11 protein-coding genes are annotated in these 15,928 nt (G+C 39.1%); 4 read left to right on the forward strand and 7 right to left on the reverse strand.

All coding sequences use genetic code 11. From position 1 onward, the window contains the following. The first annotated feature begins 289 nt into the window (after positions 1-289). Positions 290-2,410, forward strand: coding sequence for a carboxy terminal-processing peptidase (locus tag ABFX33_RS11240; protein ID WP_120261365.1), 2,121 nt, complete (start codon positions 290-292; stop codon positions 2,408-2,410). Positions 2,411-2,649: 239 nt separating this feature from the next. Then, complete coding sequence (locus tag ABFX33_RS11245) at positions 2,650-3,480, forward strand: universal stress protein (protein ID WP_346086155.1); 831 nt, start codon at positions 2,650-2,652, stop codon at positions 3,478-3,480. Between the two features lie 176 nt (positions 3,481-3,656). On the opposite strand, the gene ABFX33_RS11250 is transcribed toward ABFX33_RS11245, so the two are convergent. Beyond that, complete coding sequence (locus ABFX33_RS11250; RefSeq protein WP_282251214.1) at positions 3,657-4,064, reverse strand: DoxX family protein; 408 nt, start codon at positions 4,062-4,064, stop codon at positions 3,657-3,659. Between the two features lie 497 nt (positions 4,065-4,561). Between ABFX33_RS11250 and ABFX33_RS11255 the strand changes: the two genes are divergently transcribed. Then, positions 4,562-5,392, forward strand: a complete 831-nt coding sequence (locus ABFX33_RS11255) for a universal stress protein (RefSeq protein ID WP_120261173.1) — start codon at positions 4,562-4,564, stop codon at positions 5,390-5,392. Between the two features lie 69 nt (positions 5,393-5,461). On the opposite strand, the gene ABFX33_RS11260 is transcribed toward ABFX33_RS11255, so the two are convergent. After that, complete coding sequence (locus tag ABFX33_RS11260) at positions 5,462-6,364, reverse strand: S66 peptidase family protein (RefSeq protein WP_346086156.1); 903 nt, start codon at positions 6,362-6,364, stop codon at positions 5,462-5,464. A 224-nt stretch (positions 6,365-6,588) separates the two neighbouring features. Between ABFX33_RS11260 and metG the strand changes: the two genes are divergently transcribed. Continuing rightward, positions 6,589-8,658 (forward strand): methionine--tRNA ligase, encoded by a 2,070-nt coding sequence (gene metG, locus ABFX33_RS11265; protein ID WP_346086157.1) that lies wholly within the window; start codon positions 6,589-6,591, stop codon positions 8,656-8,658. Positions 8,659-8,791: 133 nt separating this feature from the next. On the opposite strand, the gene ABFX33_RS11270 is transcribed toward metG, so the two are convergent. From ABFX33_RS11270 to ABFX33_RS11290, 5 genes are all read right to left on the reverse strand, one after another. Further along, complete coding sequence (locus tag ABFX33_RS11270) at positions 8,792-9,565, reverse strand: GLPGLI family protein (protein WP_346086158.1); 774 nt, start codon at positions 9,563-9,565, stop codon at positions 8,792-8,794. A 17-nt stretch (positions 9,566-9,582) separates the two neighbouring features. Further along, positions 9,583-12,375: an outer membrane beta-barrel protein gene (locus tag ABFX33_RS11275; protein ID WP_346086159.1), complete on the reverse strand. Its 2,793-nt coding sequence runs from the start codon at positions 12,373-12,375 to the stop codon at positions 9,583-9,585. A 312-nt stretch (positions 12,376-12,687) separates the two neighbouring features. Beyond that, positions 12,688-13,728, reverse strand: a complete 1,041-nt coding sequence (locus tag ABFX33_RS11280; protein WP_346086160.1) for a TlpA family protein disulfide reductase — start codon at positions 13,726-13,728, stop codon at positions 12,688-12,690. A 1-nt stretch (position 13,729) separates the two neighbouring features. Further along, positions 13,730-14,863, reverse strand: a complete 1,134-nt coding sequence (locus ABFX33_RS11285) for a redoxin domain-containing protein (protein ID WP_346086161.1) — start codon at positions 14,861-14,863, stop codon at positions 13,730-13,732. Between the two features lie 131 nt (positions 14,864-14,994). Next, positions 14,995-15,921, reverse strand: coding sequence for a hypothetical protein (locus ABFX33_RS11290; protein ID WP_257095740.1), 927 nt, complete (start codon positions 15,919-15,921; stop codon positions 14,995-14,997). Positions 15,922-15,928: the final 7 nt, after the last annotated feature.

Consider the following 15,928-nt stretch of genomic DNA (forward strand, 5'->3'; position numbering starts at 1 on the left):
AATACAACCGAAGAATCGAAAGTAAGAAATAAATCGTATTTTAAGCTTTTTGTAAATATTAAAGGATAAATCAAATAAATTTTTAGAATCTATGATAATGTGCTATGAATTTCACTAAATTTAGCACGCTTATCAATAAGAGCTGAATATTTTTATTTCCTTTATATAAAAGTTTATTGATGGCAAAGGAGAGAACGATAAATTTGTTCTATATTCAGCTTAATTTAAAATTGCATATAGAAGCAAATTTATCTTAGTTTATAAAATGATTATTAAAACTGTCGAAAATATGTTTAGGAAACTCATATTTGCACTTTTTGTGGTATCTATTGTCTCTTGTGGTTCAAAACCACGAGTAGCACTTCCAGATGATGGTGGCCTCAAACCGAGCACACAACATCAGATCATCGCGAAAGAAGTGATTGGATTATTGGAAAATGCAAGCTACAAGAAGGTCAAAATGAATGATTCGATATCTGGAATTATCTATGATAATCTGATCAAAGGTTTAGACCAGAGCAAGAATTATCTTCTTCAATCGGATATTGATGCATTTCAGGCTTACAAGAGTAACCTTGCCCAGGATATAAAAGGAGGAGATCTTTCTTCGGCCTTTCAGATCTTCAATGTCTATAAAAAGAGATATTTGGAAAGAATGCAATATGCACTTTCTGAAATCGACAAAAAGCAAGATTTTACCAAAGATGAATATTATCAGCCTAACCGTGAAAAATTAGGTTGGTTCAAAACGGATGCCGAAGCCAACGATCAATGGCGTAAACGTGTGAAGTACGATTTGTTGAACCTGGAAACTGCTAGTGGTAAATCTACTGACAGTGCAAAAACTAAACAGGTAGAAACATTGAAAAAACGTTATGTGAATTTAATTTCCCAAACAAAGAAATATAATTCAAATGACGCCTTTCAGATCATCATGCAGGCGCTTACAGATGCTGTAGATCCACATACTTCTTATTTCAACCCTTCTTATGCGCAAGCCTTTAATGAAGGTATGGCCAATACATTTGAAGGTATTGGAGCAAGATTGACCATAGACAATGAGGCCGTAAGCATCAATGAGATCATTCCGGGTGGGCCTATCTTTAAAGACAAGACCATTCAGGTGAATGACAAGATTATCGCTGTGGCACAAGGTAAAGATGGCGAATTTGAAGATATCATCGGCTGGAGATTAGACGCCGCTGTAGCCAAAATAAAAGGACCTAAGGGAACAATCGTACGGCTTAAGATTATACCAGCGGGACAACCGATGAACTCGCATCCACGCATTGTTTCCTTAGTACGTGAAAAAATCGTTGTTGAGGAAGAATCTGCGAAAAAAGAGATCATGAACATCAAAGGGGCTGATGGAAAAATGTATAAAGTCGGAGTGATCAATATTCCTAAATTTTATATGGATTTTGAGGCTTACAGAAGACGCGATCCAAACTACAAAAGTACAACAAGAGATGTAAGATTGATCTTAGACACGCTGAAACAAGCCAAAGTTGATGCTGTACTCATCGACCTACGTTTCAATGGCGGGGGCTCACTTCCTGAAGCAATTGATCTTACCGGATTGTTTATTGATAAGGGGCCTGTTGTACAGGTAAGGGATACCAAAAATAATATTGATGTTGAAGAAGATAAGAACGCAGGTGTAGCATGGGACGGCCCATTAGGTGTAATGATCAACCGTTTCTCTGCCTCAGCCTCAGAAATTTTCGCTGGTGCAATTCAAGATTATGGTAGAGGAGTAATCCTTGGCTCACAAAGTTATGGTAAAGGAACTGTTCAATCGGCTATCGATATGTCGCGTGTGATTAGCCCTACAAGTCGCCTATTATTAAAAGCATCAGGAGAGAAAGATCCAGACACACCGGAAGGAGCACCTCAATATGGACAAATCAACATCACATTGGGTAAATTTTACCGTGTCAATGGCAGCAGTACCCAACACAAAGGAGTAACTCCTGACATTACATTCCCGTCCCAATTCTCTGCAGAGAAATTTGGTGAAAGCTCAGAAAAATCTGCTCTTCCTTGGGATCAAATTCAATCCAGTAACTTCAAAAAAGTAGCGGATATGAGTGGAGTGGATAAAAAACTGGAGACGCTACATGAGACCCGAATTAAAAATTCACTCGAATACAAGTATTTGAAAGAAGATATTGAAGAGGCTCAAAAAGATGAAGATGTCAAAATTTCATTGGAATTAAATAAATTCAAAAAAGAAAAAGACGACAATCTCAAGAAAAACAGGGAACGTATCAATGCTTTATTGAAATTACAAGGTAAACCGGCATGGGAAGAAGGCAAACCTCAACCTAAGATGGACCTTGACTTTGTAAAAGATGAGAGTGCGAAAGTAATGACTGATTATATCATTAATTTTGCGAACAAAAAATAAAGACGGATGAAATTCCGCGAAAAAAAGGCAATCGTAACAACGGTTGCCTTTTTTTATGATACTCATCACAATCTCAATCCTTTCACACTAAATTCATCTTTTCTTTGTAACTTATCTTAACATTAATTGTTCTACACATAGAGACTTTAAAAATAGATCTGATAATTGTTTCACAACATCAGAATCTATAAAATAAGAGTCCGGATAATGATGGATTTTACCCTTAAAACGATATCACAATGAAATGTATCCTGCTTCTAACCGACTTTTCAGAAAATGCACTTTTAGCGGCAAAACAAGTAGCCTTATGTGCCGAGGCTTGGAAAACTGAAAAAGTTATTGTTTACCATACTTATAACAGTGTAACAATTGTAAACAATGAACCTATTGTTGTGGTTAATGACGAAGTTAAAGAGGCCAAAGAGAAAGAATTAAATGCCTGGTTGGAGCTAATCGGGCCACTCTTTCCAGCACAAGTGACACTGTCCCACAAGATGGAAGATGTCGATCTCCCAATAGGTGTAAATGACCTCTGTAAATCCGAAGATATTGATCTTGTCGCGTTAGGGATAACAGGACAGACTGGTTTCGCCAAGATCCTGGTGGGAAGCAATGCCATTACCCTAATGGACATCTGCAATAAACCGATGTTGATTGTCTCCCATAAGGTAAATCCGGCGGTTCCAAAAAATGTATTGGCAACCACCGACCTGAAAGAAGTTGACAGAAAACTGAGTTTGTTTAATCTGGATCAAGTCCTCGACACTTTTTCAGCGCAGTTATATGTTTTGAATGTTGCAAAGAAAGAAGGATCTGCCGCGGATTTGGCACAAGAATTAAAATATTTGCATGAACGGTTGGACAAATATAAACCAATCTATGATTACATCAGTCATGACGATATTACATTGGGAATAGCAGAATATGCGAAAGAGAAACATATAGACCTCATCCTATCATTTCACAAGAAACAAGGTTTACTGGCGAGCTTATTTAAAACAAGTATATCTAAAAAAATTGCTTGGAATGGCGCGGCAAACTTATTAGTTATTCCGATGGATAAATCATAAACAGCATAAGATGGATAAATCATAAACAGCATAAAGGGGTGTCTAAAAAGATCTGGAAGGATCCGTACACCCCTATTTCTTAATTCATATTCAATTAAAGTCTCCCTTCTAATATTCAGGATATACTTTTGCCTTTTAGGGTTGCTGCCTTTTTACATAGATTCTATATACAGGATCTATTTCTTGTCTACAGAATGTTTCCCTGGACCGATAAAGACGAGTCCCAGAAATACAAAGAACAATTCAATGGCATGAGATGCGCCAGAGACACCATCGCCTTTTGAAAGATGCATCAATCCAGCAACAACCATGGTAAAAGCAAGTAACAAGGCTGAAGGTCTAAAAAAAAGGCCCAATAGTAAGAAAAGACCACCAATAGTTTCCGTAGCCGCGGCCATAAAACCCCAAAATGTCGGAATAAAATTGATGCCCATATTGCCCATGGCCTTTCCAACCCCCGCCCAAAGCTCAGGTCCTCCTTGCAACTTCGGCAAACCATGCATAATCATCATGACTCCCAATCCGATGCGGAGGATCAACAAACCTGTATCCCTATATTTTCCCAATGAATTCCAAATTGCCATAAATAGAAAATTATAATGTATTAAAATGTTAATTACTGATTGATCTTTCTAAAATAATCAAATTTTATTGATTTGTGTCTATTTTCAGCGGTATCAATGAGCTCACTCCGTTCGGTTATTGATTTGTGTTTATTTCTCAAAGGCATCAATGAGCTCACCCCGTTCGGTTATCGATTTGCGCTTATTTCTTAATTATATAAATAAACTCATTTCATTCGCGAGTTAGTGCCCATTTATCCTACATTGGTATCGGTGAACTTTCTCCTTCATGCTACGCGCTTTACCCACCTTTCATGAGAACAAAATTAGGTCAATATGTGTTACTTCCCCTTGATATAGATTAAGAAATTCAACAAAACTGATCGATTCGAACGCGGGAAAGAAAGTCCAAATAGGACAGTACATTTAGAGAAAAATAGGGATGCTGACAGAAAAATATTGCAATTATGATACTAAATACGTAATTTAAGTCTTATAGACCCGATTATAAAATTATTATGAAGAATCTTCTTTTGTTAACAGATTTCTCGGACAATGCCTATGCTGCAGCTCAATATGCCGCAAAATTAGCTCCACTTTGGGGCATAGAAAGGGTTGTGTTGTACCATACTTATGAGGTTATACCAACGGTTGGAACAGAGCCTGTTGTCATCAGCAATTTGGATATACTAGAAGAAAAACAAAAAGATCTCAACGTGTGGCAAGAAGATCTCATGCAACTCTTTCCGCAGGGAATAGCATGGAAAGTGATACTGGAGGAGTATGAATTGAGCTATGGTGTCAACCGCACTTGTGCTGAGGAAGATATCGATATTGTTGTCGTCGGAACTGCTGGAAAAAGTGGTTTTAAAAAGCTTCTCTTGGGCAGTAACACACTAAAATTAATTGAGAATTGCCACACGCCGTTATTGGTTGTACCTGCCAAAGCCGAATTCAGAATTCCTAAAAAGATGCTGATCGCAACCAATCTCAAAGAAGTGAAGCTTAAGTTAGACCGGCTGCTGATCAATGCAGCTGAAGTACTCCGAAAGAGTGAGGTCTATGTGGTTCACGTCACCAAGGAAGATCCTGCCAGTAAAGTTGTCAGCACAGAGATTAACATTATGAACGATATGCTGGCCCCTTACCATCCCATATACAGCTATATCTTACACTCGGATATTGCCGTTGGCATCAATCAATATATTAATGAAAACCACATTGATATGATGGTTACATTCCATCGCGACAAAGGCTTACTTAGCCGGATTTTCAACACCAGTATCGCGCAAAAAATGGCTTGGAAAAGTCAGGCAGCCATGATGGTTATTCCTGTGCATTCGGGATAATATAAAAATATCGACAATTAAATAGTTTTGTCCGGGACAAAACTATTTAATTGTCGATAGGATTAATCGCTATAAGTAGATGAGCTCCGTTTTATCGGCACTCGTTACCAATTTCACTTTCCGACCTAATACCAATGCATGGTTATCATCTATATGCCCTGCTGGATAACCAAAGGCGACAGGAAAATCATATTCTTTGACTTTATCCCAGATAATCTCCTCTACAGTCTGTCCAAATGTAGGATCGTTATCTTTCATGGATGAAAAACTGCCCACAATAAGACCTTTCAATTTTTTGAATTTGCCAGCACGTTTCAGCGCCCACAGCATCCGATCCACAGAATAATAAGCCTCACCCACATCTTCAATAAAAAGAATCTTATTTGCATACTTGACATCTGAGTCTGACGCCAAAACAGACAATAAAATAGCCAAATTTCCACCAATTAGCTTGCCTTCAGCCTCACCGGAGCGGTTTGGGAATACAGATTGTTCATAGCTAAAGTCTGTGGAAGCACCAAACAACGCATTTTTTAATGTTTCCAAGGAAGATTTGGTTCCTGATTCAAAAGATTTGGGCATCTGCCCATGTATCGTCGCAATTTTATAGTTACGTTGAATATGGCTATGCAATACGGTGATATCGCTAAAGCCGACCAACCACTTGGGATGCTGCTCAAACGTAGAAAAATCGATCTCGTCGACAATCCGAACACAGCCATAGCCCCCTCGGGCAGCAAATACGGCTTTAATGGATGGATCATCCAGGGCCCATTGGAGGTCTGCAGCACGTAAGTGGTCATCGCCGGCAAATTGATGATAAGATGCACCTACTGTCTCCCCTACCAGGACTTCAAGCCCCCAGCTCTTCAATATTTCAATCCCCATATCAATATTCCCACGGATAAAGCTTGCAGGACAAACGATGGCGACTTTGTCGCCTTCTTTAAGAAAATCAGGTATTTTAGACATATTTATTATGTTTCATATATAATTTGATCCTTTATGGCCATGAAGCGATCATTAGCCAACTCATTTCAATTTTAGCCCAAAGTAATTTGTTCCAACTCATGATGGTTTCCTCCAATAAAAATTTTCAATGGATCAGGAGACAACAAATTTATCTTAGTATTATACCGCAAATTGAATTATCTTTGTGAAAGAAACAAGTAAAAACTTTAATATACTTTCAAGCATTGAGTATTCTAGATAAAAAACGTTATACAATTACTTCGGCATTACCGTATGCCAACGGTCCTTTACATATCGGACACCTTGCCGGAGCTTATATTCCAGGTGATATTTTTGTTCGCTATTTGCGTTTAAATCAAAAAGATGTGGTCTATGTCTGTGGTTCGGATGAACATGGTGCAGCCATTACCATCCGCGCAAAAAAAGAGGGTATTACGCCACAACAGATCATTGATAAATACAACAAACAAATCAAAGAAAGCTTTGAAGAGTTTGGCATTTCTTTCGATATCTACCACCGTACCTCCGAACCGATTCACCACCAACTGTCGCAAGATTTTTTCCTGAACTTATATAATAAAGGTGAATTTGTCGAGAAATTTTCGGAGCAATACTACGATGAGGAGTACCATCAGTTTTTGGCGGACCGTTATATTACCGGGACCTGTCCAAACTGTAAATCCGAAGGTGCCTATGGTGACCAATGCGAAAAATGTGGTACCTCACTGAGTCCAACAGATCTGATCAACCCAATTTCCACATTAAGTGGGAAAACTCCCGTATTAAAAGAAACAAAGCATTGGTATTTACCATTGGATAAATATCAACCTTGGTTGGAAAAATGGTTAATCGAGGGTAAGAAAAACATTCTTAAATCCAACGTTTTTGGCCAATGTCAGTCTTGGCTCAAGTCCGGTCTGCAGCCACGTTCCATGACCCGAGATTTGGATTGGGGAGTAGATGTTCCCCTGAAAGAAGCAGAAGGAAAAAAACTTTATGTATGGTTGGATGCACCAATAGGTTATATTTCTGCAACAAAGCAGTGGGCAATTGACCACGGAAAAAATTGGGAAGACTATTGGAAAACTCATGACAATCCAGCAGATGATTCAACATTAATCCATTTTATCGGAAAAGATAATATTGTATTCCATTGCATCATATTCCCGGCGATCCTTCATGCTCATGGAGACTATATCCTGCCAGAAAATATACCTGCAAATGAATTCCTTAATTTGGAAGGCGATAAGTTATCGACATCCAGAAACCATGCGGTTTGGTTACATGAGTATCTACAGGAATTCCCAGACAAACAGGATGAATTACGTTATGTATTAACCTCTATTTTACCTGAGACCTCGGATGCTGAATTTACCTGGAAGGATTTTCAAGCGCGGATCAACAACGAGCTAGTAGCGATCTTTGGTAACTTTGTCAACCGTGTGATGGTACTTTCCCATAAATATTTCGATGGTAAGGTATTAAAAGGATCTCCATTAACGGCAGTGGATCAAGCGGTATTGGATGAGTTAAAATCCTATCCGGCGTCTATCAAATCATCACTGGAGCAATTCCGTTTCCGTGAAGCGCTGGCGGAGTTTATGAATGTGGCACGCCTTGGAAACAAGTATTTAGCTGATGAAGAGCCTTGGAAAGTAATCAAAACGGACGAGGAACGCGTAAAAACGATCCTAAATGTAGCGTCTCAGATTGTTGCTAACCTAGCCGTGTTGGCACAACCATTTTTACCAAAAACAGCAATAAAATTATTTGAAATGCTCAATTTTCCGCAAGGAAATTGGAACGATGCAGGTAACGAAGGCCTAATTCAGGATGGTCATCAGTTGGGTGAAGTCCAATTGTTGTTTGATAAGATAACAGACGAACAAGTGGAGTTTCAATTAAACAAACTTGCGGAAGCGAAACTAAAAAATCTCGCGGACAACGCGAAGGTCGCCCCTGCCAAAGAAAATATTAGTTTTGACGATTTTGTCAAAATGGATATCCGCGTAGGAACAATTTTAGAAGCTGAAAAAGTTGCGAAAACAAAGAAATTACTAAAATTAACAATAGATACAGGTATTGACAAACGCACCGTTGTATCTGGTATCGCAGAGTTCTTTAGTCCAGAAGAGATTGTCGGACGCCAGGTCTCAATTTTGGTAAATCTAGAACCTCGTGAAATCAAAGGCATTACCTCACAAGGCATGATCTTGATGGCCGAAGATGCTGATGGTAGATTGGATTTCGTCAAACCGGATACAGCGATCAAAGTTGGTAGCACCGTACGCTAGTTAAACGTTAGATATGGCATAAACAAAGAATGCCTGTCACAAAAGACAGGCATTCTTTGTTTTCACAAGCCATTCGGTATTTCTATTTCCTTTTAATGACTTGCTTTAGCTACGGATACCAAGCCAAGAGCGGTTAGAATAAGACATTCTGTAATCTCTTTTTAAAATCTTTCTCATCCATCCAATCATAGACAGTATCTTTTAACTTTTTTATAACCTCCGTTTTCGATTCGGCAACAACTTTCTTCTTTTTGGTAAGTACATTAGACACTGGAGTATTGGTGATCTCGACCTTCGTTGCAAACATATTGATATTCATACTGGGGATAGATATCCCTAAGATCAAGCCCGGAAGCCCATGGATTAATTCTGGTCCCCCTGATATCGGAATTTGTCCCGCAAAAAATGCGACAACATAGATTGAATCTTGTATGATTCCATTTGCTCGCCGACAATCATAGCCGGCGATATTCCGATACTCATCAGTGTACTTCCATTTCACTGTTGGCAGAGAATCTTTCATCAACAGTTGCTCATCGCCAAAAGGCAATAATTTGATGAATTCTTGATTCTTGAAATTCAAATAAGTTTTTGAATCAGTCAATGCCGGATTATACCAGGAGACATTTCGATAGTTAGTGGGGTAATCTTCCTGTACGGTTTCAAACAAAGTCTCGGTATCATAAAACTTCAACGTATGATGTGTGATCACTTCAACAGGTCCATTTTTGACCGCATTCTCTACCCCCAGTTTATCCCAGGTATCCAGATCTGGCTTACTTAAATAAGTTCGTTTCAAGTAATTCTGCACATGAAATTTCCGTTCGAAAGTCACCGTACCACTGTTCGGAAAGAATGCATGCTGTGCCTGTATGGTAGTGACGGACAAGCATAAAAGCCACATCATTAATATTATTTGCTTCCTCATTTGGCATCTCCTCTCATTGTTGTAAAATTGTAGATCACTTTTAACATCCCATAACGACGCAATACATTGTTGCTTGTCTGGATAAATGCCGTACCATCTTGATAGCGACGCACTCCAATATTTTTATTTAATATATCGTTGACAAATAATTGCGCTTCCAAAGATTTGTCCTTTAACAACTTTTTAGAGATATAGCCATTCATGTTCATCATGTTAATGGATTGCAAGGTCTTTGTTGCAGCTTGATAATTCTGTTGCATGGATAGCGAAATTTTAAAGTCTTTGGGTAAGTAATAGGTGACTTGCGAATAAGAATTGAATTTAAATGTTGTCTGATTCAATTCGGGTTGTAAATAGGAATCCATTTTTTCTACGCCTGGACTCAAGTTAATATAAAAGTCCATTTTATTTGCTTTATAACGGTTAAAACCTATATTAGGACCTACGCTCCAAGTTTTGTTACGATTTAGCTGTGGTTCTTGATTCAATAAAGAAAGATAACTATACTGGCTATTATAGTTAAGGTCCATACCAAGGTTCATCTTTAATCCCCATTTCTTTTGTATTGGAAAACTATAACTTCCACCTCCATACACAGACCAATTATCCTTATCAATATTGACATAGGAGATTTGTCGGGTACCCTCTTCCAAGTTATAGCGCACACTACTATTAATATTGCGTTTTCCCTGATAAGCGCCAACATAGAAATACATATTTTGATCTTTTAGCTGTTTATAAGAGTTATAATTGACAGAATAGGAATTGTTGAAACCAGCTTTCAGATCTGGATTGTCCAAGTATTCCACGAGTGGCTGGGCATTTTGTTTGAGTGGTTCAATCTGTGTCAATGAAGGCTGCGCCGTCTGTCCACTGTAACGGAAGCCGATGTTTTTACTTTTAGAAATTTTGTAATTTACCGAAAGTGAAGGCCTTAAAGAAGTCTGGTCACGCTGCAATACGGTATTTAAATTATTATATATCCTTTTCACAGCCTCAAATTCTGTTTGGTTACTCAGATTGACTGTCAAGTCATTTGTTTTATAGTTCAGCGAAGTATTGATACTATTTTTTAAACTGGAAAAATTAAAATCATTCAATACACTTTCATCCAGCACGGTATATTTTTGTGTGATAGGATCTCTATTGAAGGATTGATTTAGTGTCTCTGATTTATTGCTGGAAAAAGAGTACCCTATTGATCCTGTAATCTTTTTCGAAAGGGGTTCTGTATAGGTTATCGAACCGCCATACGTATTATTTCTGAATTCATCTTTTTTAAACTGATCGATTGTGTCGGTACGCCGGCTATTTTCAAAATAGTTTTCCGAAAAATACTGTGTCTTCGAAAGATTCCGATCCGTATTTGCGTTGACATTAAATGTGATGGAGCGACGTTCTTTTTTAAACCGTCGCGTCAAGATAGCATTCACATTGAATTTATCCTGATCACTATTCAGATCCGTACGCGATATGGTATTTGTAATCGGCTGTCCACTCAATGTTTTCTGATAAGCTTCCGCCTCAGAGGTATTATCCCTATTGGATTTATTAAAGCCCATGGTTACTGTCAAATCAGCTAGCGAGTCCAACTTATAGTCATATCTCAAATTAGCAACATTTGCTCTGTTTTCATTTTCCGTTCTGGTTGTATTACTGTCTATTTGTGCCCGTTCTGGCAAGTTATTCTGCGCATTATAGGTACTTGTATTATCAACATTGATCTGACTGCGTTTGTAATTGACGTTAATTTTGTGCTTATCATTTTTAGATTTATCGGAATAGCTTACCCCCATATTCAACGCTTTAGGCACCCCTCCACCCCTGTATTGGCCATCCCATCCACCATCAGTTTCGTCTCCACTGGAAGAGATCATGATACCTCCACCATCCATCATCTGCACATTGCCACTTCCACCCACACCATATTTTTGACTATCCTCAAAGCCCAAACCTACCATGCCATCATTGGCCAAAATACCATAAGCGGCAATCTTCTGCGCTCCCTTAAACTTATTGAGCATGACTTTCCCGCCATAATACTTATCTGTTCCTGCACCAGCGATTGCCTGACCAAACATCCCTTTCTTTTTATCCTCCTTGAGTTTTATATCAATAGTTTGTGTACGCTCTCCGTCATCCACACCCGTACGAACAGCTAAATCTGACTTCTTTTCGTAGACCTGTACCTTGCTCACCATATCCGACCGAATATTTTTGGTGATCAGGGTTGGATCATCCCCAAAAAACTCCTCCCCATCAAGCAGTACCTTTTTTACCTCTTTTCCCTGCGCTGTGATCTTCCCTGTCCCATCGATCGTAATACCGGGAAGCACTTTGAGCAGGTCTTCAACCTTAGCATCTTTCTCAACCTTAAAACTACCGGCATCATACTCTATTGTATCTCCTTTAATAACGACTGGAATTCGTCCATTGACCTGCACCTCCTCCAAAAGTAATGCTGCCTTTGACAGCGATATCATACCAAGATCAAGACCTTGTGCTGTAATATGGATATCTTTCACGAGATCTGCATATTGCGGATAGGACACGACCATTTTATAAATACCTGTATCCAGATTGGCAATTTGGAAAGTCCCATTTTCTTTTGTTCGATCGAACTTAATTAAAATAGAATCTTTTGGGTTAAGTAAAGCAACTGACGCTTGATGGAGTTTGGCTTTGTCTTTGGCATCAACAACTACACCTGTAAGCCTCTGTTGGCCATAGGAAATAGAGCTTATGGCTGAAAGTACAAGAAACAAAACTAAGGTATAGGTTAGTCTCATAAATTTCCGTTTATATATTGTCGCAATAAAGATATCAATGTTGCTACGGAAAATTCGTAAAATAATGTTAAATAATTAAGAAATTAAAAAAACACAAAAACTCACAACAACAGATTGCAAAACAACCAATTAAATCGAAATATCCAATAAAACGGGATAGAGCATGATGTTACACCAGCTTTCTTTTCCCAATAAGACACACCTAATAATATCAGAAGAAATATAGTTTCCATTCCTTTAATTATTCAAGACAAAAAAGCGCCAGCATTTTCAGATGCTGACGCTTACGCTTAAAATTGGCTAACGGAGCGGTTAGTAACCGAATAGCTTAACCAAATAAGCCTTTAATTCCTCTCCCCTTAGGTTTTTAGCAAGAATCTTTCCATTCGGATCTACCAGGAAAGTTGTAGGTAGCGCTGTCACAGCAAATCGACTGACTGCAATGCTATTGTCCGCCGGAATATCGTGCAGTTGTATCCAGGGTAATTGTTGGGTTTTAAGCATATTCTTCCATGCATTTTCACTCTTATCAGTAGAAATACTTAAAATCTCAAACGCCGATTTACCCTTATATTTTCCGTAAATCTCCTTGAGTGTTTTAAACTCTTCGATACAGGGACCACACCAAGAAGCCCAAAAGTCCAATAGCACATAAGAACCTTTCATAGAAGCGAAGTCAATTTTTTGACCGTTTTCATTTGGCAACGAAAAATTCGCCACCAAAGCTCCTTCTTTTGACAACAAAGCTCCACGAATTTGATTGCCGGCAGATTTACCATAATAGGACTGCTTGATAGCAGGCGTCAGTCCCTCATAAACCTTTAAGGCTTCCTCCGGTTTCATGGCCTTTCCATAGCGGTCCAATAAAAAAGCTGCTCCAAAAGAATTGTTATTTTGAGCAACGACCTGCGTAATCACCGCAGCTTCATCCGCCCCCTTAGTCTGCATAAGTGTGAAATACTGATTCAGTACATCATGGGCATTGGATCCCGAAACCTTGGAGGTATAGAAAGACTCCAGATCACCCGCAATGTGAATTGTTGCAGGAGCATCAACCAGAATACCAAAGGGTGCGTAACCGCCATGTTTTTTAGACTCCGCCTCAGCGGCCAACATGTGCCTGGTGGCTACCGTAAATGGTCGTTCTATTTGCCAAGCTCCTTTCGTAACAGTTGCTGTATCATTATCGCCGGTAATATTGTTATAAAGATAGATCTTGGTACCATCAAATCTCGGGTCAACTTTTCCTACAAAAACAACCTTAGAAGTTGTCTGAGCACGAAGAGCAAAAACACAAAACAAGGATAAAATCGTTCCTATTCCTAGTGCAATAAACTTTAATCTCGTCATCATGTTATTTCAATAGCTCTGCTAATTTTTCATGCAATTGTTCGCCACGCAGGTCTTTAGCAACAATCTTCCCGTCGGGACCGATCAGAAAGTTCTGAGGGATACCGCGGACACCGTAAAGCTTAGCCGCCTCGTTATTCCAGAACTTCAGATCACTTACATTTGTCCAGCTTAATTTGTCCGCCTCAATAGCCTTTAACCAGTTGTCTTTCTTGCCCGGTTGATCCAACGAAACACCCAATACAGTAAAATTTTTATCCTTAAACTTATCATATGCTGCTACAACATTGGGATTCTCTGCCCGACAAGGACCACACCAAGAGGCCCAGAAATCCAACAACACATATTTACCCCTAAAATCAGATAACTTAACAGGTTTGTCATTGACATCATGCTGTGTAAAGTCTGGTGCAAGTACCCCAACCGCAGTTGATTTAGCTGCCGTGATCTGCTTCGCGAAAGCTTCTCCGCTTTCCGAACTACGTACGGATGCCGAAAGCTTATTAAACTCAGGTTCCAAAGTTAAGATGTCGGCCCCAGCATAAAGTTGATCCTGAATCGCCAATAAACTGAAATAAGAGTTTGGATTCTTCGCGATATAGTCTTGTTGCAACTGTTTCTTCTGTTCCGCAAATTTCATATACTGCTCCCGAAGCGGCCCAGCGAAAGCATCGTCTTTGCGTTGCTCTGCAGTAGCGCTGCTGTATTTCAGATTGATCGCATTAATTCCATCCTCGGCCTCCTTGATAAGATTCTTATACGCTGCGTGAGCATCCTGTAACGACGAACCTTTTATAACGGCTGTTTTAACAGAATCTTTTGCTGTTATACTTGTCTTTCCTTTATCGACATAAATACCAACCATGTCCCCTTTGTACCCGATCTTGTCCCAACCTTTATTCTCCTGATCATATACAATATAAACCATGGTAGGTCCATTTGCCTGCCCTTTAAAAGTAAACGTACCCTTATCTACTTTTACAGAGTCTAGTACCTGACTATTCGGAGTACGGATAGACATAAATACCTGTCCTTCTTTTTTGGGCTGCTGTATTTTCCCCTCAATACTGAAATCCGACTGTTGTGCCATCACCGCACTAGGGAGAGCCAACAAGGCGATCATTTTTAAAATTTTCATGTGTACAAATTTGATTTTAGATGCTTGTATTTAATAATTGTTTACTTCGTTAATCATCATAGACGAGCGTCTTTAACCCGCCTATGATGAATTGGCTTTTTTATTATATTTCTATAAGGTTTGGCGTGACATTAATTAAAACTATTTAATTTTTGGCGATACTTATTGCCTGCTGCCTGAATATCCCAATGGTATTCCTTCTTGAGAAAATCTGTCAATATCTTGTATTTAGCGGTTCTTTTTTCACTGGTATCTAAGTATACTTTTTTAATATTTTGATAGGATTCGGTTGTCAACAGACTAAACCACTGCCCCAAGTCAACTTCGTACCCCCTCGAGCCAGAGCCGGAGATATAACCCCGTTCTGCGGCTAATTTGGAAACCTCACGATTACGAGCTTCAATATCTTCATCACTATTGCCCGGAAAATTTTTGTTAATTTCATCGAGTGCCTTTCCATTGTCATAAGGCATTCCGGCAGCCTCAAATCCAGGAACCTTTCCTTCCATTCGCTGCGCGAGCATCCCGGACAAATTGCCCCAAACCATACGCGTAAGTACAGAATCCTGGTAATAATGTGTTTCAGGCACCGTAATAGGTTGGGTATTTAATCGTTCATTGGGCCAACAGACAATTAAACGCGAACGTCCCAAGACATAAATATCCTGTTTCCACCAAGAACCATTATAGGTCTTTACGAAAAAGAACTCCCGTGGAAATACACGCCGTACAAAATCCGTAGAAACATTATGCAGCAGGGTATCTACAAACATAATGGCACTTGGTTTGGCTTTGTCATCCATTGGTGTTGCTCCATAGCGATTATTGACATCTTGCACCAAAATACTATTTGTCACCTCCTTCGGATCCTTAAAATTAAGACGCAGCCATAAATCATAGGTCTTGAACATCTCCTTAACAGCGGGTAACTCCTCTTCTTTTGGACCAAAACGCTCTTGAAATCCGAAAGATTCCGAGGAATTGATGGATTCATTTTTTGTACATGAACTGGCCAGTAACAACATGCTTACTAGGCCGATTGAAAATATCTTCTTCATTGATGAA

This window comes from Sphingobacterium ginsenosidimutans, from assembly GCF_039536865.1.
Lineage (GTDB): Bacteria > Bacteroidota > Bacteroidia > Sphingobacteriales > Sphingobacteriaceae > Sphingobacterium > Sphingobacterium detergens.

Coding starts and splice junctions, on each gene's coding strand:
- ABFX33_RS11285 (WP_346086161.1), bottom strand. CDS start 14,863: ATGAAAATTTTAAAAATGATCGCCTTGTTGGCTCTCCCTAGTGCGGTG.
- ABFX33_RS11255 (WP_120261173.1), top strand. CDS start 4,562: ATGAAGAATCTTCTTTTGTTAACAGATTTCTCGGACAATGCCTATGCT.
- ABFX33_RS11245 (WP_346086155.1), top strand. CDS start 2,650: ATGAAATGTATCCTGCTTCTAACCGACTTTTCAGAAAATGCACTTTTA.
- ABFX33_RS11270 (WP_346086158.1), bottom strand. CDS start 9,565: ATGATGTGGCTTTTATGCTTGTCCGTCACTACCATACAGGCACAGCAT.
- ABFX33_RS11260 (WP_346086156.1), bottom strand. CDS start 6,364: ATGTCTAAAATACCTGATTTTCTTAAAGAAGGCGACAAAGTCGCCATC.
- ABFX33_RS11240 (WP_120261365.1), top strand. CDS start 290: ATGTTTAGGAAACTCATATTTGCACTTTTTGTGGTATCTATTGTCTCT.
- ABFX33_RS11250 (WP_282251214.1), bottom strand. CDS start 4,064: ATGGCAATTTGGAATTCATTGGGAAAATATAGGGATACAGGTTTGTTG.
- ABFX33_RS11275 (WP_346086159.1), bottom strand. CDS start 12,375: ATGAGACTAACCTATACCTTAGTTTTGTTTCTTGTACTTTCAGCCATA.
- ABFX33_RS11290 (WP_257095740.1), bottom strand. CDS start 15,921: ATGAAGAAGATATTTTCAATCGGCCTAGTAAGCATGTTGTTACTGGCC.
- ABFX33_RS11280 (WP_346086160.1), bottom strand. CDS start 13,728: ATGATGACGAGATTAAAGTTTATTGCACTAGGAATAGGAACGATTTTA.